Consider the following 21,201-nt stretch of genomic DNA (forward strand, 5'->3'; position numbering starts at 1 on the left):
GCCCGCGGCCCTGATCGACGCAACCGGCCTTGCGGCCAGCGGCTTACTTGATCTTGGCTTCCTTGAACTCGACATGCTTGCGCACGACGGGGTCGTACTTGCTGAAGCTCAGCTTCTCGGTCTTGGTGCGCGGGTTCTTCTTCGTGGTGTAGAAGAAGCCGGTGTCTGCCGTGCTGACGAGCTTGATCTTGACCGTGGTCGGCTTTGCCATGACCTGAATTCCTGTGATCTGAAAATGCAAAAGCGGCGAACGAGCCGCCGCTTGAAGCCCTGCCCGATGGCGGAACAGGCCATGGATGTCAAGCGCGCACGCCGATTCGCGCGCAGTTAAGCCGGCCTTTATGCCTTGCGGCTTAGCCTGTGCGGCGAAGGGGCAACAGCGTATGCACGCGGCATGTGGGGCAATCGATCGGAGCGGGCAAGCAGGGCGCGTGCGAGTCGGGCGATTCGCGCGGCGGAACGGCTGAGCGTATGGACGCGCTGATGGCCGCGCTCGTCGCGGCGCTGTTTGCCCAGGCGAGCGATCGCACGCCGTGGACCGCGGCGCTGCTCGGCGATCGATACGCGAGCAAGGCCGCGGTGATCGCCGCGACTACGCTCGCGATCGCGCTCGGCAATGCGATCGGCGTTGTCGGCGGGGTGATCGTCGCGCCGATGCTCTCGCCCAATGCGCGCGACCTGCTGCTGGCGTTCGCGTTGCTCTCGGCCGGCGCGTCGGGCTGCTGGCCGCTCAAGCCGCCCAAGCTGCGCGACTGGCGGCTTGGCACGTTTGGTACGAGTCTGGTCGCGGTCGGGATGCTCGGTTTCGGCGATCGCACGCAATTCATCACCGCCGCGCTCGCCGCGCGCAGCACGACGCCGGCGCTCGCCGCGGTCGGCGCGACGATCGGCGCGATGGTCGTGCTGGTACCCGCGATCCTGCTTGGCACGCGGGGGATGCGGACGATCCCGACCACGGCGCTGCGCATCGCCGCGTCGGTCGCCCTGCTGATTTCCGGCGCCGTCCAAGGGCTTGGTGCGCTGCGGCTGATCTAGTGCGGCGATCGGTCTGATCGCATTTTTGCCTGCGCGGGGTGGGACCCATTGCGCCAGACAATCGTTGCTGCATCGAATCAACTTTTTCAGGAGTGCACCCCATGGTTGCCAAGGCGCTGAACACCCCGACCGACCTGCAGAGCAATGCGACCAAGACCGTCGCCGAGGCGCTCAACGGCGTCCTCGCCGATTCGTTCGCGCTGTTCTTCAAGACCAAGAATTTCCACTGGCACATGTCGGGCCCGCATTTCCGCGACTATCACCTGCTGCTCGACGAGCAGGCGGCGCAGATCTTCGCCGGCACCGACGACATTGCCGAGCGCGTCCGCAAGACCGGCAACACCACGCTCCGCTCGATCGGCGACATTGCACGCCATCAGACGATCACCGACAATGACGCCGAGTTCGTCGCGCCGGCCGCGATGCTCAAGGAATTGCGCGACGACAATCTCAAGCTGGTCGAGGCGCTGCGCGAGGCGAAGGACATCGCCGACGAAGCCAAGGACAATGCGACGAGCGCGATGATCGACAATTGGACCGACGATGCCGAGCGTCGCGCGTGGTTCCTGTTCGAGACCGGCAAGACCGCCTGACGTTGGGGCTCTCGACTCCCCTCCCGGAAAGGGAGGGGAGGAGGGTTAGGCGCGCTAGTGGAAATCGTGGCTGCGGACCGGAATAAGGTCCGCATCCTCCTTCCCACCCGCCCGCGGCGGCCAGCTTTCGAGCGCGCGTTGCGCCGGCGGTTTCCACTCGGGCTTGCGGTCGCGCGGGTCGATCGTGCCGCCATGCGTCGCGCCGTCGCCCGGCATGGTGAGGCGTGGCAAATCGAGATCGCCGATCTGGCGGAGCATCCCCGTCAGATCGATGATGCGGTCGGCGATGACGTGCGTCACCCCGCTCTCGCTCTGCACGCGCCCGCTGATGCCGAGCATCGCTGCGCCCATCACGACGCGGCGCTGCGCCTCGAACCGGTCGGGCCACAGGATCGCATTGGCGATGCCGGTCTCGTCCTCGAGCGTCACGAACACCACCCCCTTCGCGCTCCCCGGACGCTGCCGCACCAGGATCAGCCCGGCGACCTCGACGCGGGTGCCGTCCTTCATCCCGCGCAGGTTGCCGCACCGCGTCACCCGTCGCCGCTCGAGCTCGCCGCGCAAAAAACTCAGCGGATGCGCGCGCAGCGACATCTGCGTCGCGCGATAATCCTCGACCACCTCGCGTCCGGCGGTGAGCGCCTTGAGCGTCACGCTCGGCTCGGTCGGCGATTCGATGGCGGCGAACAGCGGCAGCGGCTTCTGCCCGAGCGCCTTGACCTCCCACAGTGCCTTGCGGCGATCGATCCCGAAGCCGTGAAAGCCATCGGCCTGCGCGATCTTCTCGAGCGTCAGCAGCGACACGCCGGCGCGACGCCAGACATCCTCGATCGACGCGAACGGCCGGTCGCCGCGCGCGATGAGGATGCGGCCCGCCTCGGCGCCCGAGATGCCGAGGATGATGCGCAGGCCAAGGCGGAGGGGCAATGTCACTCCTCCCGCTCGCGGGAGGGGCTGGGCTCGCGCTCCATTGCAAGCGGTACCGTGTGATACGCCGGTCGTGCCCACCCCTCGGTCCCCTCCCGCAAGCGGGAGGGGAGGAAGCAGGATCGTATCCCACTCGCTGCGGTTGACGCACACCGGCGCGATCCGCACGCCATGCTCGCGCGCATCGCGCACGATCTGCGCCGGCGCGTAGAACCCCATCGGCTGCGCGTTGAGCAGCGCGGCGCAGAACACATCCGGATGGTGGCACTTCATCCAGCTCGACGCATACGCGATCTTGGCGAAACTCGCGGCATGGCTCTCGGGAAAGCCATAGCTGCCGAACCCCTCGATCTGCTTGACCAGCCGCTCGGCGAAATCGAGCGAAATGCCGTTGCCGAGCATGCCGTTGATCAACTTGTCGCGGAATTCGCCGACCCCGCCGGTCATCTTGAAGGTCGCCATCGCGCGGCGCAGCCGGTCGGCCTCGCCGGGCGTGAACCCCGCCCCGACGATCGCGACGAGCATCGCCTGCTCCTGGAACAGCGGCACGCCGAGCGTCTTCTTGAGCACGCCCTCGAGCGCGGCATTGGGATATTCGATCTTCTCCTTCTGTTCGCGCCGCTTGAGATAGGGGTGGACCATGTCGCCCTGGATCGGCCCCGGCCGCACGATCGCGACCTGGATCGCGATGTCGTAGAATTCCTTGGGCTTCATCCGCGGCAGCATCGACATCTGCGCGCGGCTCTCGATCTGGAAGGTGCCGAGCGTGTCGGCCTGCTGGATCATCGCATAGGTCGCAGGGTCGTCGACCTGCATCTCGGGGCTGTCGAGCCGGATATCGATGCCCTTATGCTCGCGCAGCAGATCGAAGCTGCGGCGCATGCACCCCAACATCCCGAGCCCGAGGATATCGACCTTCATCAGCCCGATCTCCTCGATGTCGAGCTTCTCCCATTCGACCACGCGGCGGTCGATCATCGCAGCGGGCTCGACCGGCACGAGTTCGTCGAGCCGGTCGTGCGACAGCACGAAGCCGCCGGGATGCTGCGACAGGTGCCGCGGCGTGCCGATCAATTGCGTCGCGAGCTCGAGCGTCAGCGCGAGCCGCGGCTCGGTCGCATCGAGGTTGAGCGCCTCGACATGCTCGAGCGGGACGCCGTCGTTCGACCAGCCCCATACTTGCGAGGCGAGCGCCGCGGTCATGTCCTCGGGCAGCCCGAGCGCCTTGCCGACCTCGCGCACCGCGCCGCGCGAGCGATAGCGGCTGACGACCGCGGTCAGCGCGGCATGGTGCTGGCCATAGGTCTCGTAGATCCACTGGATCACGTCCTCGCGCCGCTCATGCTCGAAATCGACGTCGATATCGGGTGGCTCGCGCCGCTCGGTCGAGATAAAGCGCTCGAACAGCAAGGTATGGACGATCGGATCGATCGAGGTGATGCCGAGCACGAAGCAGATCACCGAATTCGCCGCCGATCCGCGCCCCTGGCACAATATGCCCTGGCTGCGCGCGAAGCGGACGATCGAATTGACGGTGAGGAAATAGGGCGCATAGCCCATCGTCTCGACCAGGCCGAGTTCGTGCTCGAGCAGCTTGGTGTATTCGGGCGGTGGGGCGCCCTGGAAGCGGTCGGACAGCGCGTCGCGCGCCATCGTCGCGAGCGCGTCCTGCGGGGTGCGCTGGCTGATCACCACTTCGTCGGGATAGCGATACTGGTTCTTCAGCTCGCGCAGCGAGAAGGTGCAGCGCTCGACGATCGCCTCGGCCGCGGCGAGCGCGCGCGGATGGTGCTTGAAGCGCCGCGCCATCTCGGCGGGGCCCTTGAGGTGCCGGTCGGCGCTGCGTTCGCGCGCATGGCCGAGGTCGTCGATCGTGCAGCGGTGGCGGATCGCGGTGACGACGTCCTGCAGCATCCGGCGCTGCGGCACGTCATAGAGCACGTCGCCGGTCGCGAGCGGGGTGAGGCCATAATGCTGCGCCTGCGCATCGAGGCTATGGAGCCGCTGCGCATCGCCGGGGCGGCGGTGCTGCGTCAGGCAGAGATGGCCGCGATTGCCGAACACGTCGGCCATCCAGCGCAGCGCTTCGGCATCCTCGGCATAGGTTTCGGTCAGCCCGGGAACCAGTGCTGCGACCAGCCCCTCGGCATGCTGCGCGACATCCTCCCAATGCAGGAAGCATTGCCCCTTCTCGCCCTTTTGCGGATCGGCGCGGCCCTTGCCGAGTGTCAGCAGCCGCGTGAGCCGGCTCCACGCCGCGCGATCTTCGGGCCAGACGAGCACCGACGTCCCGTCGACCAGATCGAGCCGGCACCCCGCAACGAGCCGGATCGGGCGGATCGCCGACAGTTCCTCGGTCGCGACCAGTGCGCGCACCACGCCGCCGACCGAGTTGCGGTCGGTCACCCCGATCGCCGGCATTCCCGTCAACACCGCGGCCTTGACGAGATCGTCGGGCGACGATGCGCCGCGCAGGAAACTGTAATGCGTCGTCACTTGCAATTCAGACCAGATCATTGCCCGAATCTGGCGAAGTGACTATAAGAAGTGACCAGTTCGGCAGGAGCAAAGCCCATGACGAAGATGATCGGCGCGGCGGAATTCAAGGCCAAATGCCTGGCGATCCTCGACGAGGTCCAGGCAAGCGGCGAATCGATCACCATCACCAAGCGCGGCAAGCCGGTTGCGACCGTGTCGGCGGTGGCCGAAAAGACCGCCCCCGTGGCACGGTTCGGTATGATGAAGGGGTCTGTGACATGGGCACCCGGAGTAGACCCTACCGCCCCGGTCGATCCCGACTGGGAAGCGGAGTGGGAGGCCAATAATCCTGCCGAGCTGTATCGGTGATCCTGTTCGATACGCACGTCCTGATCTGGTTCGCCGATGGCGACCCGCGCCTCGGAAAGGTTGCGGGAAACACCGTGGCCGACGCGATCGGATCGGGGGAGGCGCTCTTCGCCGCGATCAGTATGTGGGAAATCGGGATGCTCGTCGCGCGGCGCAACGTGACGCTCGCCATGCCGCCCGAGATTTGGATCGAGCGTTTGGTGGAGGTAGGGCTCGTCATTGCCGACATGACCCGCCAGATCGCGTTGGACGCGGGGAGCCTGCCGCGTGAGATCCACGGCGACCCGTGCGACCGGATCATCATGGCGACCGCGCGAGCGTACAATTGCCCGCTGCTGACCGCCGATACCCGCCTGCTCGACTATGGCCGCGAGGGGCGCCTCAAGGCGATCGACGCGCGGCGCTGAGCCGCCGCTCATCCGAACGACCCGTGCATGAACCAGGCGAGGTCGCCCGTCTCGCCGCGTTCGCCATCGCCGCGGCGGAACAGCCAGAAGCGGTGGCCGGCCTCGTCTTCGACCTGGAAATAGTCGCGCACGCTGTGGCGCTCGGTCCCGCGCTTCCACCATTCACCGAGGATCCGCTCGGGGCCATCGGCGCGCACGACGCGGTGCGCCATGCCGCGCCAGGTGAAGCGCTTGGGCGGCTGGTCGGGGAGTTCCGCCAGCACATGGTCGAGCAATTCGGGGCGGTGCAGCAGTCGCACCGGGCGTGGCCAGCGCGAGTCCCACGGGTGGAGCGCGACCGAGCGATCGAGCTGGCGGACATCGTCGGGCTTGAGCTTTGCCGCCGCGCGCGCCGGCGGATCGAGCGGCGGCGCGGCGGCGATCGAGCGTTCGGGCACGTCGCTCTCGACCGGGATCGTGCGCCACAGCGCGTGGCTTCCGATCCGGTTGGCGAGCGTGTCGATCAGCGGCGCGAGGTCGGGCGCCTGGTCCTCGAGCGTCTCGGCGAACGCCTCGGCGCCGAGCGAATCGGCACGGCGGACGTGGAGCGCGAGCGCATCGATGCCGTAGCCCGGCGCGATCTCCTCGATCCGCCGCAGCGTCAGCCGCAGTAGATGCGCGCCGTCGCGCGTCGGGCGGGCGAGGCCGATCCGCAGTCGCTGCGGCACGCCGTCGATCCGGTCGGCGACGAGCTCGACCGCCCGCGCGCCGAGCCCGGCCTGGCCGAGTGCGGTGACGAGGCGTGGCATCAGCTGGCCGAGCCAATGTTCGATCGCCTCGGCGGTGGCGATCGGTTCGGCGAAGCGCTGCACCACGCCGATCGGCTCGGGCACGGGCACGGGGTCGAGCGGTTCGGGGAGCCGCCCGCTCGCCTGGTCGAGCCGCGCGACGAGCGCGCCGCCGAAACGCCGCGCGAGCGGGGCGCGCGGGAGCGCGGCAAGCTGGCCGATCGTCTCGATGCCGAGCCGCTTGAGCAGCTCGATCGCGCGGCTGTCGAGCCGGAGCGCGCGGGTGGGCAGGGGGGCGAGCGCGTCGATATGGGCGGCGGGCGGGCAGACCAATATTCCGTCATCCCCGCGAAAGCGGGGATCCCGCTTCTTCTCCACTGCCGAAGAAGAAGCGGGACCCCTGCTTTCGCGGGAGTGACGGGGGGTAGGGGCAGGCGAGACCGCAAACCGCGCGAGCGCCCACGCCGCGCCCGGCGTATCCGCCACCGCGACGCGCGCGGTGAAGCCGAGCCGCGCGAGGATGCGCACGATCCGCCGCGCCATCGCCGCCTCGCCGCCGAACAGATGCGCGACGCCGCTGATATCGAGGAACAGTCCGTCCTCGCCCGACGGCATCACCACTGGGCACCAGCGCCGCGCGGCAAGCGTCGCCAGCCGAAGCAACGCGGCGCGGTCGCCCGCGGGGTCGGCGGGGCGAATGTCGAGCTCGGGCACCAGCGCGCGCGCCTGCGTCACCGCCATGCCCGGCGCGAGCCCGAGCGCGCGCGCGGCGGGGCAGGCGGCGGCGATGACGAGCTGGTTGCCGGATTGGAGCGAGGTAATGCGGGGCGGCGGGGGCGATTCTGCCACACCGCCGTTCGTCACCCCGGCCTTGTGCCGGGGTCCACCCGTTACCGCACCCTGCCGCCCGAGTGGAGGCGTGGACCCCGGCACAAGGCCGGGGTGACGGAGGGGGGGGCACGGGGCAGGCGCTGGTGCTTGTCCTTCCCCCCCTGGAAGAGCGTCAGCTGAGCAGCGCCCCGCGCATTTCAGGCCATGCCGGGGGCATGGTCGATCGGGCGCTGGGACGGGGGTGGAAGGAACGTGCGGCACCCCTTTACTCCCCTCCCTGGAAGGGAGGGGTAGGGGGTGGGTCGGCCTAGGGCGGGCGTTGCCCTCGCCGCGGGCCGACCCACCCCCAGCCCCTCCCTTCCAGGGAGGGGAGGCAGAAGATGCAGCCCGCGCATCGCGCAGCGGCGTCCGCCCCTCATCCGGCGGCATCGCCTTGAACGGATGCGGTGCAGCTTCGCTCACGCGTCCCGCGCTGCGATGGCGTGCGTTCGCGTCGAGTTCCTCGCTCCGTGCCCAGCGCGCGCCAGGCCGCCAGCCGCCACCGCGCGGCACCGAGCACGCCACCGCCTGCTCGCGCGCGACGGCCTCGGCGTGGCCCTGCGGATCTACGCTGGCGCCCTCAAGCGGCGCGGCTGAGCGCTCGGCCTGCGCCAGCCGTTCGATCGACCAGTCGGGCAGGTAGAGCGAGGCGACCCGTTTCATCGCATGCCTCCATCATCCAATCGGCGGATTCGCCGCCGCGTTGGCGGACCAGCTCCACCTGCCATCGCGCCCGCCCGACGCCCGCATCGCCGACCGGCAGCGGTGCGGAGGGCGCCGAGGCGATCCGCCAGCGCGTCATCGCCGCCGAGGGCACGGCGAGCGGGTTCCCACCCTCTCGCGCATGGCGCTTCATCAACAAGGCGATCGTCTTCCCGCCCTCGGCCGCAAGCTGCAGCCGCCGCGTATTGGGCATCGCCGCGCGCTTGACCTCGCCGACCACCGCGCCGAGCCCGCGATGCCGCAGGCCCTCCTCCATCAGCGCAAGCAGCTCGGCATCGTCGCCCGCCTCGGCATAGATCAGCCGCCCCGGCGCGAGACCCGCCTGGTAGAGCCCCGGTGCGAACAGGTCGCGCCGCCGCACCACCCACAGCACCGGCCCCCAGGCGCGCGCCGCGATCCCCGCCATGAACAAGGTCGCCGCCGCATCGTCCGACGGGGCAGGACTCGCCGCGGAAATCTCGTGGAGCGAATCGAGTCGCAGCCCGCCCGGCGCGAGCCGTTCGTCGATCGGCGCGATCCCGAAAGGCAGCACCGGGCGCCGACGCAGCCCGTCGCTTTCCACCTTCTTGAGGCTTTCGCGAAGCTCGGCGATGATGGCAGGACAGGACACGGGCACGACTCACTTGAAGCATCGTTCCTATTTTGTTCTCTTTGTCGCTACAGAGTCAAGCTGGTCCGTCATCCTCGCGCGACGGGTCGTCGCATTCCGTGACAAACGCCCCCTCGCCAAGCGCGTTGAAATTTTATAACAAGGCTCGAAGAACGATTCCGCCTGTCGGTCACAAGCCAGGCACGCGTTGTGGAGAGTATATGGCGACCGACCGAGTCCCCGATCATTTGAAGCCCAATCTTGCGCCATTGTCGCTGTACGTGCCCGAACCCAAGTTCCGGCCGGGCGATGCGGTCGATTTCACGCAGGTGCCGATCCCGCCCGCGGGCAAGGCGCGTCGCCCCGATCCGGCGGATGCGGCCGATACGTTCATCGATCTCGCGTTCGATCTGGTGCGCGTGCTCGACGACGAAGGCCAGGCGGTCGGCCCGTGGAATCCGCGCCTCTCGCCCGATACGCTGCGCGCGATGCTGCGCAGCATGGCGTTGGTCCGCGCGTTCGACGAGCGCATGTTTCGCGCGCAGCGCCAAGGCAAGACAAGCTTCTACATGAAGTGCACGGGCGAGGAGGCGGTCTCGGTCGCCGCCGCGCATGCGCTCGATTATGAAGACATGTGCTTCCCGTCGTACCGCCAGCAGGGCCTGCTGATCGCGCGCGGCTGGTCGATGGTCGACATGATGAACCAGATCTATTCGAACACCGCCGACCGGCTGCAGGGCAAGCAGCTGCCGATCATGTATTCGGTCAAGGAAGCGGGCTTCTTCTCGATCTCGGGCAACCTCACGACGCAATATCCGCAGGCCGTCGGCTGGGCAATGGCGAGCGCGGCCAAGGGCGACACGCGGATCGCGGCGACGTGGTGCGGCGACGGCTCGACCGCCGAGGGCGATTTCCATTCGGCTTGCACCTTCGCGAGCGTCTATCGCGCGCCGGTGATCTTCAACGTCGTCAACAATCAATGGGCGATTTCGAGCTTCTCGGGCTTTGCCGGCGCCGAATCGACGACCTTCGCGGCGCGCGCGGTCGGCTATGGCATCGCGGGCCTGCGTGTCGACGGCAACGATGCGCTCGCGGTCTATGCCGCGACCTTGTGGGCGGCCGAGCGCGCGCGGACCAATCAGGGGCCGACGCTGATCGAGCATTTCACCTATCGCGCCGAGGGCCATTCGACTTCGGACGATCCGGGCCAGTATCGCTCGGCTGGCGAGCCGACCGCCTGGCCGCTCGGCGATCCGATCAAGCGCCTCAAGGACCATCTCATCGCGCTCGGCGAATGGGACGAGGAGCGGCATGCGGCGCAGGACAAGGAATTGGCCGAGCAGGTCAAGGCGGCGCAGAAGCAGGCTGAGACCAACGGCGTGCTCGGCCACGGCCTGCACCAGCCGCTCGATACGCTGTTCGACGGCGTGTTCGAGGAAATGCCGTGGCATTTGCGCGAACAACAGGCGCAAATGATCGCCGAGGAGACCGCGAGCGGCCGGCCATGGGCGCGGAAAGCATGAGCGCCCCCCACGTCACCCCAGCGCAAGCTGGGGTCTCCCTGTTCCCGAGCGCGCGCGTGCCTCACGAGATCCCAGCCTGCGCTGGGATGACGGAGTTTATGTTGTGAGTGAAACGACCGAATCCAGCGTCATGCCCGCGGCAGACGCCGAACCCTCGACCCGCATGAACATGATCCAGGCGATCAACTCCGCCATGGACGTGATGATGGGCCGCGACCCCGACGTGATCGTGATGGGCGAGGACGTCGGCTATTTCGGCGGCGTGTTCCGCGCGACCGCGGGCTTGCAGTCGAAATACGGCAAGACGCGCGTATTCGACACGCCGATCAGCGAATGCGGCATCATCGGCGTCGCGGTCGGGATGGGGGCGTACGGCCTGCGCCCGGTCCCCGAGATCCAGTTCGCCGATTACATCTACCCCGCGCTCGACCAGCTGGTCAGCGAGGCGGCGCGGCTGCGTTATCGTTCGGCGGGCGAATTCACCGCGCCGATCACGGTGCGCTCGCCGTTCGGCGGCGGCATCTTCGGCGGGCAGACGCACAGCCAGAGCCCCGAGGGCATTTTCACGCACATTTCGGGGGTGAAGACCGTGATCCCCTCGACCCCGTACGACGCCAAGGGCCTGTTGATCGCCGCGATCGAGGACAATGATCCAACGATCTTCTTCGAGCCCAAGCGCATCTACAACGGCCCGTTCGACGGCCATTGGGACAAGCCGACGCAGAACTGGTCGCAGCATCCCGCGGGCGAGGTGCCGACCGGATACTACAAGATCGAGCTCGGCAAGGCGAAGGTCGTGCGCCCCGGCGAGGCGCTGACCGTGCTCGTCTACGGCACGATGGTCCATGTCGCGCTCGCGGTGATGGAAGAGGCCGGCGTCGACGCCGAGGTGATCGACCTGCGCACGCTCGTCCCGCTCGACATCGAGACGATCGAGGCGTCGGTCAAGAAGACCGGGCGCTGCATGATCGTGCACGAGGCGACGCGCACCTCGGGCTTCGGCGCCGAATTGTCGGCGCTGGTGCAGGAGCGCTGCTTCTACCATCTCGAAGCCCCGATCGAGCGCGTGACGGGCTTCGACACGCCGTATCCGCACAGCCTCGAATGGGCATATTTCCCGGGCCCCGTCCGCATCGGCGAGGCGCTCAAGAAGATCATGAAGGACGCATAATGGCGCGTTTTACGTTCAAGCTGCCCGACATTGGCGAGGGCATTTCCGAGGCCGAGATCGTGGCATGGCATGTCGCGGTCGGGGACCGGATCGAAGAGGACCAGCAGGTCGCCGACATGATGACCGACAAGGCGACGGTCGAGATGGAATCGCCGGTGTCGGGCGTGGTGGTCGAACTTGCGGGCGAAGTCGGCGACCAAGTGTCGATCGGCGCTGCGCTGGTGGTGATCGAGACCGACGCCGCGGACGTTGGTGCTGAGGAAGCGCCCGCGTTGCGCGATGACGCGCCGGCCGAGCTGAAGGCGGCGCCTGCGAGTGCCGAGCAGGTCGAGGTCGCGCAGCAATATGAAGCCGAGAACCCAGGCGTCGAGGAAGCGCAACCTGCTCCCCGCCCGCTTGCGGGAGGGGCCGGGGGAGGACAGGACGCCCCCGCCAGCGCGACGCCCGTGGCTGCGTCCCCTCCCGCAAGCGGGAGGGAAGAGAAGGCGCTTGCCTCCCCCGCGGTCCGCGCGCGCGCGGCTGATCTCGGCATCGACCTTACCCAGGTAAAGACCGAGTCCGACCGCGTCCGCCACAGTGATCTCGACGCCTTCCTCCGCTACGGCCAGGGCCAGGGCTATCACGCCCCCCACGCCAGCAACGCACGCCCGGACGAACCGATCAAGGTCATCGGCATGCGTCGCCGTATCGCCGAGAACATGGCGGCGTCGAAGCGCGCGATCCCGCATTTCACCTATGTCGACGAAATCGACGTCACTGCCCTTGAGGCGATGCGCGCCGATCTCAACGGCGCGCGCGGCAACCGCCCCAAGCTGACGATGCTGCCGTTGATGATCGCCGCGATCTGCAAGACGATCCCCGCCTTCCCGATGATAAACGCGCGCTATGACGACGAAGCCGGCGTGGTGACGCGTCACGGTGCAGTGCACCTCGGCATGGCGACGCAGACCGATGCGGGCCTCACCGTCCCCGTCATCCGCGACGCGCAGGACCGCAACGTGTGGCAGCTCGCCAGCGAAATCCTCCGCCTTGCCGAAGCCGCGCGCGCCAACAAGCTCACGCCGCAGGAAATGGGCGGCGGCACGCTGACCGTTACCTCGCTCGGCCCGCTCGGCGGAATCGCGACGACGCCAGTGATCAACCGTCCCGAAGTCGCGATCATCGGGCCGAACAAGATCGTCGAGCGGCCGGTCTTCGTCGGAGATGAGATCGTCCGCGCCAAGCTGATGAACCTGTCGATCAGCTGCGATCACCGCGTCGTCGATGGCTGGGATGCGGCCAACTTCGTCCAGGCGCTCAAGCGCTATCTCGAAACGCCCGTCTTGCTCTTCGCCGACTAGCCGCGCAGCGCCGATCGTCTCCGAAGCAGCGCCTTCGGAGCGAGCCGGTTCGCCAAGGCGCCGTCTCGACTCGGCAAGAGCGCCTCACCACCTTGCGGAAGCGGCGCGGCGTCGCCGTGCAAATTGACCGCGACCGTCGCCGGGCCAAACTGTTTGGCGTGGTCGCGCACCTCGGCGAAGCATTCTGGCAAGGTCGCATGGCGCAGTCCGTGCGCGGAAACGCTGGCGTCGCCGTCAAGGCGACGCCAAGTCCATTCGGAAGTGGTCAAAGACATTTCCGATGGAACCAGGAGAACCTCATAGCGAGCACCGGTCGACATGTCTGTAGAACGGGTCACACCTGCCCCTGTTCCGCACTCGATGAGTTCGCTAACATAGATTAAACAGATAGGGGCAAAACAAAAACTGTAACATTGTTTAGCCTGACACCCGATTTTGCTGCTTTGCTCTTGTTAAGGAGGCAAAAACTAGCCTTGTTCGGAGTGCCCCTAGCGTGGCTAAACGATTTCGAACAGCCCCGCTGCGCCCATTCCGCCCGCGGTGCACATCGACACCACGACCCAGCGCACGCCGCGCTTGCGACCCTCGATGAGCGCGTGCCCGACGAGCCGGCTGCCGGTCATGCCGAACGGGTGTCCGATCGCGATCGCGCCGCCATTGACGTTGTAGCGCTCGGGATCGATGCCGAGCGCGTCGCGGCAATAGAGGCATTGCGAGGCGAACGCTTCGTTCAATTCCCACAGCCCGATATCGGAGACCGAAAGGCCAGCGCGCGCGAGCAGCTTGGGGATCGCAAACACCGGGCCGATCCCCATTTCGTCGGGCCCGCACCCCGCCGCCTGGAAGCCGCGATACACGCCGAGCACCTCGCGCCCCTCGGCCTTGGCGGTGGCGTGGTCCATCATGATCTGCGCCGAGGCGCCGTCGGACAATTGGCTGGCATTGCCCGCGGTGACGTTCGCGCCGGGCCCGGAGAAATCGCCGCCCGGCCAGACGGTCTTGAGCCCCGCCAGCGCTTCGGCCGTCGTCCCTGCGCGAATGCCCTCGTCCTGCGCGAGCGTCACCGTCTCGCTGCCGGTGCGCGTCCCTGCCTTGTCGAACAGCGCCTTCTCGACCGTGATCGGCGCGATCTCCTCGGCGAACGCGCCGCTCTCGAGCCCGCGCGCGGCGCGCTGCTGGCTCATCGCGGCATAGGCGTCCTGCGCCGCGCGGCTGATATTGTAGCGCTCGGCCACGATCTCGGCGGTTTCGATCATCGGGATATAGGCGGCGGGCTCCCGCGCGATCACCGACTGGTTGACGTAGCGCGGCGCGTCCTTGGTCACCGTCAGGCTGATCGATTCCATCCCGCCGGCCAGCGCGACGTCGATCTCGTCGCACATGATCGAGCGCGCGGCGAGCGCGATCGCGGTGAGCCCCGATCCGCATTTGCGGTCGAGCGTGAAGGCCGGCACCGTTTCGGGTAAGCCGGCGGCGAAGGTCGCCATCCGTCCGGCATTGCCGCCCTGGCTGCCCCATTGATTGCCGATGCCCCAGAAGATCTCGTCGATCCGCGCGGGATCGATCCCCGCGCGCGCCACCGCGGCGTTCATCACGTGCGCCGCAAGCTCCGGCGCCTCGGTCGCGTTGAACGCGCCGCGATACGCCTTGCCGATCGGGGTACGGGCAGTGGAGACGATCGCAGCTTCACGCATGACAGAACCTTTCGAGGATCGGGTATGGCATCCAGCCTAGGATCCCGCGCCGCTCGGAGCAAGCGCGGGATGCCGCTTGCGGAACCCCAGCGCCGCGCGCATGTTGAGGGACAATGCGCGCTTTTGCCGACCTTCTCGACCGGCTGATCTACACCCGCTCGCGCAATGCGAAGCTTAAGCTGATCACCGATTATCTGCGCGTCACGCCCGATCCCGATCGCGGCTGGGCGATGGCGGCGTTGACGGGCGAGCTCGACTTGCCCGGCGTCAAGTCCGCGGTGATCCGCACGCTGATCGAGCAGCGCGTCGATCCGGTGCTGTTCCGCATGAGCCGCGACTATGTGGGCGATACCGCCGAGACCGTCGCGTTGCTGTGGCCGACCCCGCCGATCGCGCCCGACCCCGAACCCCTGTCGATCGCGCAGGCGGTCGATCGCCTGTCTTCGCTGTCGCGCTCCGATGCGCCTGCCGCACTCGCCGCGATGCTCGACCGGCTCGATTCGGACGAACGCTTTGCGCTGCTCAAGATGGCGACGGGGGCGTTGCGGATCGGCGTGTCGTCGCGGCTCGCCAAGACCGCGCTCGCCAACGGCTTCGATCTCGATGTCGAGGCGGTCGAGGAAGTGTGGCACGGCATCGCGCCGCCCTACACCGCCTTGTTCGACTGGGCCGAGCGGCGCGGGCCGCAGCCGACCGCCGCCGACGTGCCCGTATTCCGCCCGTTCATGCTCGCGCACCCGCTCGAGGAGCTGCGCGTCGACCTCAAGGACTATGCCGCCGAATGGAAGTGGGACGGCATCCGCGTCCAGATCGTCCATGTCGCCGGCACGACGCGGCTCTACAGCCGCACCGGCGACGATGTGACCGCAAGCTTCCCCGAAGTCGCGCGCGATTTCACCACGCCGGGCGTGCTCGATGGCGAGTTGATGGTGAAAGGCGACGCACAAGGCTCGGCAACCGAAGAGGGCGGCGCGGCGAGCTTCAACGCGTTGCAGCAGCGGCTTGGGCGCAAGGTCGTCTCGGCCAAGATGCTCGCCGAATCGCCGGCGTTCGTGCGGCTCTATGATATCCTTTACGATGGCGACGAGGATCTCCGCCCCTTGCCGTGGGACCAGCGCCGCGTCCGGCTCGAGGCCTTCGTGGCGCGGCTTGACCCCGAGCGGTTCGATCTCAGCACCGTCATCGCGGCGGAGGATTTCACCGCGCTCGAGGGCATTCGCGCGGGGGCACGCGATGCCGCGATCGAGGGTGTGATGCTCAAGCGGCGCGATTCGCCCTATCTCGGCGGGCGCAAGACCGGGTTGTGGTACAAATGGAAGCGCGACCCGCTCACCGCCGATTGCGTGATGATGTACGCACAGCGCGGCTCGGGACGCCGCTCGTCCTTCTACAGCGATTATACCTTCGGGTGCTGGACCGAGGACGGCACCTTGCTCCCGGTCGGGAAGGCCTATTCGGGGATCACCGACGAGGAATTGAAGCGGCTCGACCAGTTCGTGCGCAACCATACGACCGGGCGGTTCGGCCCGGTGCGCGAGGTCGAGAAGACGCTCGTGCTCGAAATCGCGTTCGATTCGATCCATCAATCGAAGCGCCACAAATCGGGCGTGGCGATGCGCTTTCCGCGCATCGCGCGGATCCGCACCGACAAGCCCGCCGCCGAGGCCGACACGGTCGCGGCGCTCGAGCGGCTGATCACGTGACCCCTCGACACCGCCCCCGCAACGATTAGGCTGCGCGCAAAAACCCAGGGGGGAAATGATGCGCAAAGTCCTGATCGCCGTAGCCACAATGCTGGCCTCGACCGCTGCCACGCCGCTGCTTGCCGAAACCTTCGCGATCCAGGCCGGCCATCTCATCGTCGACGCCGCCAAGCCCGAGCGTGGCGCCTCGACCGTGATCGTCACCGACGGTCGGATCGTGCGGATCGACGACGGCGCCACCGCGCCCGCCGGCGCGACGGTGGTCGATTTGCGCGACCGGACGGTGCTGCCCGGGCTGATCGACGTCCATGTCCACCTCACCAGCAATGCCGGCGAGCCGTGGTACAAGGGCCTGACGCCGGGGTATTCCGAACCCTATGCCGCGACGATCGGCCTCAAGAACGCGCTGATCACCGCGCGCGCGGGCTTCACCACGGTGCGCGATCTCGGCGGGCTGCCCGCCGCGAGCATCGCGATGCGCGACGCGGTCAAGGACGGCGGCTTTCCCGGCCCGCGCATCCTCGTCTCGGGACCGGCGCTGTCGATCATCGGCGGGCATGGCGACGGCACGGTCGGGCTCAACCCCGATCTGCGCCATGCGATCGACGCGAGCGGCGAACAATTTTGGGTGTGCACCGGGCCGCTCGAATGCGCCAAGGCGGTGCGGCGCGTCGCGGCCTACGGCGTCGACGTGATCAAGTTCCACGCGACCGGTGGTGTGCTCGACGATGGCAAGATCGGCCTCGAACAGCATTTCACCGACGAGGAAATGAAGGCGATCTGCGACACCGCGCACCAGCTTGGCCTCAAGGCCGCAGCGCACGCGCATGGCCCCAAGGGAATCGCCGCAGCGGTGCGCGCCGGGGTCGATTCGATCGAGCATGGCACCTTCGTCGATGATGCCGGCGTCGCGCTGATGAAGGCGCACGGCACGTACTATTCGGCGACGCTCATGGCCTTTTCGGGGCTTCAGCAATATCTCGGCAAGGGCGTCTTCACCGCCAACGCCGAGACGAAGGGGCGCGCGACGCTCGCGGTGTGGGGCAAGGGGCTCAACCGCGCCTACAAGGCCGGCGTACCGATCGCGCTCGGCACCGATGCCGCGGTCTATCCGCACGGGCGCAATGGCGAGGAACTCGGGCTGATGGTGACGAAGGGCGGGATGACCCCGCGCGACGCGCTGATCGCGGCGACCAAGGGCGGCGCCGATCTGCTCGGGCTGGCGGCCGAGACCGGCACGCTCGACGTGGGTAAGTCGGCCGATCTCATCGCGGTCGCGGGCGATCCGTTGGTCGACCCTGCCGCGGTGCTCAAGATCGGCTATGTGATGGTCGAAGGGCGGCCGATCCCGCTCAAATGACCTCTGGCTCCGGACCCGTTTCGATGACCGACCTGCGCACGCTCTATCCCGAGATCGAACCCTATGCGACGGGCACGCTCGACGTCGGCGACGGGCATACGCTCTATTACGAACGCTGCGGCACGCCCGGCGCGACGCCCGCGGTGTTCCTCCACGGCGGCCCCGGCGGCGGCATTTCGCCGAGCCATCGCCGGCTGTTCGATCCGGCACGCTACGAAGTGCTGCTGTTCGACCAGCGCGGTTGCGGGCGTTCGACCCCGCATGCGGCGCTCGAGGCGAACACGACCTGGCATCTCGTCGACGACATCGAGCGGCTGCGCGCGCTCGTCGGGGTCGAGCGCTGGCTGGTGTTCGGCGGATCGTGGGGGTCGACACTTGCGCTCGCTTATGCCGAGACGCATCCGACGCGCGTCAGCGCGCTGATCCTGCGCGGCATCTACACCGCGACGCCGGCCGAGTTCGCCTGGTATTATCAGTTCGGCGTGTCGGAGATGTTCCCCGACAAATGGGCAGGCTTCGTCGCGCCGATCCCGGAGGCCGAGCGCGGCACTATGATCGAGGCGTATCGCCGCCTGCTGACGGGCGACGACGAGGCGGCCAAGCTCGAAGCCGCCAAGGCGTGGACGATCTGGGAAGGCGAGACGATCACGCTGCTGCCCGACCCGGCGATGAGCGCGGCATTCCAGGACGGGCATTTCGCGCTCGCCTTCGCGCGGATCGAGAATCATTTCTTCGCGCACAATGCCTGGCTCGAGGACGGCCAGTTGCTGCGCGATGCCGGGCGGCTGACCGGAATCCCGGGGACGATCGTCCATGGCCGATACGACATGCCGTGCCCGGCGCGCTATGCCTATGCGCTCCACCAGGCCTGGCCCGAGGCCGATTTCCACCTGATCGAAGGCGCCGGCCATGCCTATAGCGAGCCCGGCATCCTCGACCAGCTGATCCGCGCCACCGACCGGTTCGCTGGGGGCTGAACGCAATCCCATTTCGTCACCCCGGGCTTGTCCCGGGGGCCACCGCGCCGCGCGTGCTGTGCCGTGAGACTGTGCATCCCGATGGACCCCGGCACGAGGCCGGGGTGACGGTCAGATTGCTTTAGCGGACCCAGCTCGCCAGCCAGTCCGACAGCGCCTGCGGGCTGAGCGTGCGGGCATCGGCGAGCGCGGCGGTGCGGCCGGGGTTCTTGAGCGTGTCGGTCTTGGGATCGACGATCAGCACGCTCGGCACGCCGCCGCCGAAATGGTCCTTGAGACCATATTTCGCCGCCACGTCGAGATTCTTGTCGAACCGGCCGACATCGACCGTGACGATCTCGTACTTCTTGGCGAGGAATTCGCGCAGGCCCGGTAATTCCATCGTCCCCGCGAGCAGGCGGCAGTCGAGGCACCAGTTTCCGCCAAGGTCGATCAGCAGCAATTTGTGCTGCGCCTTGGCGCGGGCGCGCGCCGCGGCGACGTCCACCTTGGCGTTCGCGGTCTCGTCATACGGCAGCGGCAGCGGGGTCGCGAGCTGCGCGAAGCTCGCCGCGACGACCTTGGGGCCGGGAGCCGCGAGCGTGGGCGCGGCGAAGGTGAGGGCGATCGCAGCAAGGGCTAGGCGCATCTATCGTCTTTCTGTGCTTCTCCGGCGAAGGCCGGGGCCCAGGCATGGGCGGGTCGTTGATTGGTCACACCCAGCGAACGCCTGGTAGCGCGACTGGGCCCCGGCCTTCGCCGGGGAGCTGACGAAAGTACGGCACACGCCCCGCGCCGCACACAAAGAAAAACCCGGCAGGCCTAAAGGCCCGCCGGGTCTATCTCGTTTGCGTCAGACGAAAGCGATTAAGCGATCGACGTCAGGTTCACAGCCGCCATCTTGCCGCGACGATCGACTTCGAGCTCGAACTCGAGCCGGTCGCCCTCGTTGAGCGAGGTCATGCCGCCACGCTCGACTGCCGAGATGTGAACGAACGCGTCGGGCTGGCCATCATCGCGCTGAATGAAGCCGAAGCCCTTCATCGCGTTGAAGAACTTGACCGTGCCGGTTGCCTTCTCGCCGGTCAGCTGACGCTGCGGCGCACCACCAGGAGCGGCGCCACGCGGGCCACCAGGAGCAGCATCACGCTCGCGCGGCGGGCCGCGGTCGGTGACGGCCATCGGCTCGCCGTCGATCTTGAGGTCGGTCGCCGAGATGCGGCCGCCGCGGTCGACGAGGGTGAAGCCGAGCGGCTGGCCCTCTGCGAGACCAGTCAGGCCGGCCTGCTCGACAGCCGAGATGTGCACGAACACGTCCTCGCCGCCGTCATCACGAACGACGAAGCCGAAGCCCTTCTGTCCGTTGAAGAACTTTACGACGCCAGTGCCTTCACCGACAACTTGCGGGGGCATGCCGCGGCCACCACCGCCGCCTGCGCCACCACCGCCGAAGCCGCCGCCACCGCCGCCACCGCCGCTGCGGAAACCGCCGCCGCCGCCGCCGAAGCGATCGCCGCCGCCACCGCCGAAGCGATCGCCACCGCCACCGAAGCGATCACCGCCGCCGCCGCCGAAACGATCGCCACCGCCGCCGCCGAAGCCGCCGTCGAAGCCGCCGCTATCGCCGAAACCGTCGCGCTTGTCGCGCCCGCGCCCGCCACGATCGCCGCGGCGTCCTTTATCGAAACTCATGCCCTGTTCGTCTTCCCGGTTCGTCCGACATCGATATCGCAACCGTTGCGTCGGACGAAAGACGCAGGGTTTCGGCACCAAACCAATCGTGCCACCGAATCGTGTAACGCAAATTGCCAGACCCTGCGAATGAATTCGTCGAAAATACGGCACGAATCACACGCTTCTTGCGCAGATGTGGCAAGCACGGCACAGACTCGGGCATGTCGATCCCCGCCTTGCTCGCCGATCCCGCCGCCTGGGCCGCTCTGGCGACGCTGATCGTCATGGAGATTGTGCTCGGGATCGATAACCTGGTTTTCATTTCGCTGCTGTCGAACAAGCTCCCGCCCGAGCAGCGCGAAAAGGTCCGCCGAGTCGGCATTGGCCTGGCGCTAGTCCTGCGACTCGGTCTGCTGTCGATCATCGCTTGGATCGCCGGGCTGGTGCGGCCGGTCTTCGATCTCGGGCTGACGGGGATGCTCGATGCGCACGGCGCGCCATCGTTCGAAACCGCGTTCTCGGTCCGCGACCTGATCCTCATGGCGGGCGGCGTCTTCCTGCTGTGGAAGGCGACCACCGAGATCCACCATACGATCGACCACGACGAAGCGAGCGAGGAGACGCCCGGCAAGGCCGGCGCGGCGCTGTCGTTCGGCATGGCGATCGTCCAGATCCTGCTGCTCGACATGGTGTTCTCGATCGATTCGATCCTCACCGCGATCGGCATGACCGATGATCTGCCGGTGATGATCGTCGCGGTGGTGGTCGCGGTCGGCGTGATGCTGTTGGCAGCGACGCCGCTCGCCAATTTCATCGCCGCCAATCCGAGCGTGGTCATGCTCGCGCTCGGCTTCCTGCTGATGATCGGCGCGGTGTTGATCGCCGACGGTTTCGGCGTGCATGTGCCCAAGGGCTATATCTATGCGGCGATGGCGTTCTCGGGTGTGGTCGAGGCGCTCAACATCGCGGCGCGGCGCGCGCGGGGACGCACGCCGTCGCATTGAGGGTGAGCGCAAGCCCAC

The 21,201-nt window shown here is 67.7% G+C and carries 19 protein-coding genes; 11 read left to right on the forward strand and 8 right to left on the reverse strand.

Annotation, left to right across the window (positions count from 1 at the left end; all coding sequences use genetic code 11):
* Positions 1 to 43 precede the first annotated feature (43 nt).
* Positions 44 to 211 carry a 50S ribosomal protein L33 gene (gene rpmG, locus IE187_RS15995; protein ID WP_010162189.1) on the reverse strand — a complete coding sequence of 56 codons (168 nt, stop codon included), beginning with the start codon at positions 209 to 211 and terminating at the stop codon, positions 44 to 46.
* A gap of 260 nt (positions 212 to 471) precedes the next feature.
* Between rpmG and IE187_RS16000 the strand changes: the two genes are divergently transcribed.
* The gene (locus tag IE187_RS16000) at positions 472 to 1,035 is read left to right on the forward strand and encodes a TMEM165/GDT1 family protein (RefSeq protein WP_189677061.1); all 564 of its coding nucleotides are present in this window, start codon (positions 472 to 474) and stop codon (positions 1,033 to 1,035) included.
* 101 nt (positions 1,036 to 1,136) lie between these two features.
* A complete protein-coding gene (locus IE187_RS16005) occupies positions 1,137 to 1,628 on the forward strand; it encodes a Dps family protein (RefSeq protein ID WP_133191716.1) in 492 nt (163 codons plus the stop codon).
* A gap of 54 nt (positions 1,629 to 1,682) precedes the next feature.
* Here the strand turns inward: IE187_RS16005 and IE187_RS16010 are convergent, their stop codons facing one another.
* Positions 1,683 to 5,072 carry an error-prone DNA polymerase gene (locus IE187_RS16010; protein WP_189677062.1) on the reverse strand — a complete coding sequence of 1,130 codons (3,390 nt, stop codon included), beginning with the start codon at positions 5,070 to 5,072 and terminating at the stop codon, positions 1,683 to 1,685.
* Positions 5,073 to 5,129: 57 nt separating this feature from the next.
* Between IE187_RS16010 and IE187_RS16015 the strand changes: the two genes are divergently transcribed.
* Together IE187_RS16015 and IE187_RS16020 are read left to right on the forward strand one after the other, a co-directional pair.
* Positions 5,130 to 5,402, forward strand: a complete 273-nt coding sequence (locus IE187_RS16015) for a type II toxin-antitoxin system Phd/YefM family antitoxin (protein ID WP_133191718.1) — start codon at positions 5,130 to 5,132, stop codon at positions 5,400 to 5,402.
* On the forward strand, positions 5,399 to 5,809 hold the full coding sequence (locus tag IE187_RS16020; RefSeq protein ID WP_165954558.1) for a type II toxin-antitoxin system VapC family toxin: 411 nt from the start codon (positions 5,399 to 5,401) through the stop codon (positions 5,807 to 5,809). The genes IE187_RS16015 and IE187_RS16020 overlap by 4 nt, the downstream gene beginning before the upstream one ends.
* A gap of 8 nt (positions 5,810 to 5,817) precedes the next feature.
* On the opposite strand, the gene IE187_RS16025 is transcribed toward IE187_RS16020, so the two are convergent.
* Entirely contained in the window at positions 5,818 to 7,425 is a 1,608-nt protein-coding gene (locus IE187_RS16025) for a Y-family DNA polymerase (protein WP_189677063.1), read from the reverse strand.
* A 601-nt stretch (positions 7,426 to 8,026) separates the two neighbouring features.
* The gene (locus IE187_RS16030) at positions 8,027 to 8,731 is read right to left on the reverse strand and encodes an ImuA family protein (RefSeq protein ID WP_189677196.1); all 705 of its coding nucleotides are present in this window, start codon (positions 8,729 to 8,731) and stop codon (positions 8,027 to 8,029) included.
* Positions 8,732 to 8,979: 248 nt separating this feature from the next.
* Between IE187_RS16030 and IE187_RS16035 the strand changes: the two genes are divergently transcribed.
* The 3 genes from IE187_RS16035 to IE187_RS16045 all read left to right on the forward strand — a co-directional run bounded on the left by IE187_RS16035 (position 8,980) and on the right by IE187_RS16045 (position 12,792).
* The gene (locus IE187_RS16035; RefSeq protein ID WP_189677064.1) at positions 8,980 to 10,281 is read left to right on the forward strand and encodes a thiamine pyrophosphate-dependent enzyme; all 1,302 of its coding nucleotides are present in this window, start codon (positions 8,980 to 8,982) and stop codon (positions 10,279 to 10,281) included.
* 163 nt (positions 10,282 to 10,444) lie between these two features.
* Complete coding sequence (locus tag IE187_RS16040; RefSeq protein WP_133192184.1) at positions 10,445 to 11,452, forward strand: alpha-ketoacid dehydrogenase subunit beta; 1,008 nt, start codon at positions 10,445 to 10,447, stop codon at positions 11,450 to 11,452.
* A complete protein-coding gene (locus IE187_RS16045) occupies positions 11,452 to 12,792 on the forward strand; it encodes a dihydrolipoamide acetyltransferase family protein (protein WP_189677065.1) in 1,341 nt (446 codons plus the stop codon). Before IE187_RS16040 ends, IE187_RS16045 begins: the two co-directional genes overlap by 1 nt.
* Here the strand turns inward: IE187_RS16045 and IE187_RS16050 are convergent.
* On the reverse strand, positions 12,789 to 13,130 hold the full coding sequence (locus tag IE187_RS16050; RefSeq protein WP_189677066.1) for a hypothetical protein: 342 nt from the start codon (positions 13,128 to 13,130) through the stop codon (positions 12,789 to 12,791). The two genes, IE187_RS16045 and IE187_RS16050, sit on opposite strands and share 4 nt — an antisense overlap.
* Before the next feature lie 159 nt (positions 13,131 to 13,289).
* Positions 13,290 to 14,486, reverse strand: coding sequence for a thiolase family protein (locus tag IE187_RS16055; protein WP_189677067.1), 1,197 nt, complete (start codon positions 14,484 to 14,486; stop codon positions 13,290 to 13,292).
* Between the two features lie 113 nt (positions 14,487 to 14,599).
* On the opposite strand from IE187_RS16055, the gene IE187_RS16060 reads away from it, so the two are divergent.
* The 3 genes from IE187_RS16060 to pip are packed head-to-tail and all read left to right on the forward strand — an operon-like array spanning position 14,600 to position 18,526.
* A complete protein-coding gene (locus tag IE187_RS16060; RefSeq protein WP_189677068.1) occupies positions 14,600 to 16,189 on the forward strand; it encodes a cisplatin damage response ATP-dependent DNA ligase in 1,590 nt (529 codons plus the stop codon).
* 55 nt (positions 16,190 to 16,244) lie between these two features.
* Positions 16,245 to 17,549, forward strand: coding sequence for a metal-dependent hydrolase family protein (locus IE187_RS16065; protein ID WP_189677069.1), 1,305 nt, complete (start codon positions 16,245 to 16,247; stop codon positions 17,547 to 17,549).
* 23 nt (positions 17,550 to 17,572) lie between these two features.
* Entirely contained in the window at positions 17,573 to 18,526 is a 954-nt protein-coding gene (pip, locus tag IE187_RS16070; RefSeq protein ID WP_189677070.1) for a prolyl aminopeptidase, read from the forward strand.
* Positions 18,527 to 18,647: 121 nt separating this feature from the next.
* Here pip and IE187_RS16075 read toward each other — a convergent pair whose 3' ends face one another.
* Both IE187_RS16075 and IE187_RS21675 read right to left on the reverse strand, forming a co-directional pair.
* Positions 18,648 to 19,154, reverse strand: a complete 507-nt coding sequence (locus IE187_RS16075; RefSeq protein ID WP_189677071.1) for a thioredoxin family protein — start codon at positions 19,152 to 19,154, stop codon at positions 18,648 to 18,650.
* Positions 19,155 to 19,372: 218 nt separating this feature from the next.
* A complete protein-coding gene (locus tag IE187_RS21675; RefSeq protein ID WP_189677072.1) occupies positions 19,373 to 20,197 on the reverse strand; it encodes a cold-shock protein in 825 nt (274 codons plus the stop codon).
* Positions 20,198 to 20,400: 203 nt separating this feature from the next.
* Here IE187_RS21675 and IE187_RS16085 point away from each other — a divergent pair, with 203 nt between their 5' ends.
* A complete protein-coding gene (locus tag IE187_RS16085) occupies positions 20,401 to 21,183 on the forward strand; it encodes a TerC family protein (protein ID WP_189677073.1) in 783 nt (260 codons plus the stop codon).
* Positions 21,184 to 21,201: the final 18 nt, after the last annotated feature.

The organism is Sphingomonas glacialis, from assembly GCF_014653575.1.
Classification (GTDB): Bacteria; Pseudomonadota; Alphaproteobacteria; order Sphingomonadales; family Sphingomonadaceae; genus Sphingomonas; species Sphingomonas glacialis.

Excerpts from the sequence above, each read along its gene's own strand:
- IE187_RS16045 (WP_189677065.1), top strand. The coding sequence starts at position 11,452 with ATGGCGCGTTTTACGTTCAAGCTGCCCGACATTGGCGAGGGCATTTCC.
- IE187_RS16055 (WP_189677067.1), bottom strand. The coding sequence starts at position 14,486 with ATGCGTGAAGCTGCGATCGTCTCCACTGCCCGTACCCCGATCGGCAAG.
- IE187_RS16035 (WP_189677064.1), top strand. The coding sequence starts at position 8,980 with ATGGCGACCGACCGAGTCCCCGATCATTTGAAGCCCAATCTTGCGCCA.
- IE187_RS16060 (WP_189677068.1), top strand. The coding sequence starts at position 14,600 with ATGCGCGCTTTTGCCGACCTTCTCGACCGGCTGATCTACACCCGCTCG.
- IE187_RS16065 (WP_189677069.1), top strand. The coding sequence starts at position 16,245 with ATGATGCGCAAAGTCCTGATCGCCGTAGCCACAATGCTGGCCTCGACC.
- rpmG (WP_010162189.1), bottom strand. The coding sequence starts at position 211 with ATGGCAAAGCCGACCACGGTCAAGATCAAGCTCGTCAGCACGGCAGAC.
- IE187_RS16000 (WP_189677061.1), top strand. The coding sequence starts at position 472 with ATGGACGCGCTGATGGCCGCGCTCGTCGCGGCGCTGTTTGCCCAGGCG.
- IE187_RS16015 (WP_133191718.1), top strand. The coding sequence starts at position 5,130 with ATGACGAAGATGATCGGCGCGGCGGAATTCAAGGCCAAATGCCTGGCG.
- IE187_RS16075 (WP_189677071.1), bottom strand. The coding sequence starts at position 19,154 with ATGCGCCTAGCCCTTGCTGCGATCGCCCTCACCTTCGCCGCGCCCACG.
- IE187_RS16005 (WP_133191716.1), top strand. The coding sequence starts at position 1,137 with ATGGTTGCCAAGGCGCTGAACACCCCGACCGACCTGCAGAGCAATGCG.
- IE187_RS16085 (WP_189677073.1), top strand. The coding sequence starts at position 20,401 with ATGTCGATCCCCGCCTTGCTCGCCGATCCCGCCGCCTGGGCCGCTCTG.
- pip (WP_189677070.1), top strand. The coding sequence starts at position 17,573 with ATGACCGACCTGCGCACGCTCTATCCCGAGATCGAACCCTATGCGACG.
- IE187_RS21675 (WP_189677072.1), bottom strand. The coding sequence starts at position 20,197 with ATGAGTTTCGATAAAGGACGCCGCGGCGATCGTGGCGGGCGCGGGCGC.
- IE187_RS16010 (WP_189677062.1), bottom strand. The coding sequence starts at position 5,072 with ATGATCTGGTCTGAATTGCAAGTGACGACGCATTACAGTTTCCTGCGC.
- IE187_RS16040 (WP_133192184.1), top strand. The coding sequence starts at position 10,445 with ATGAACATGATCCAGGCGATCAACTCCGCCATGGACGTGATGATGGGC.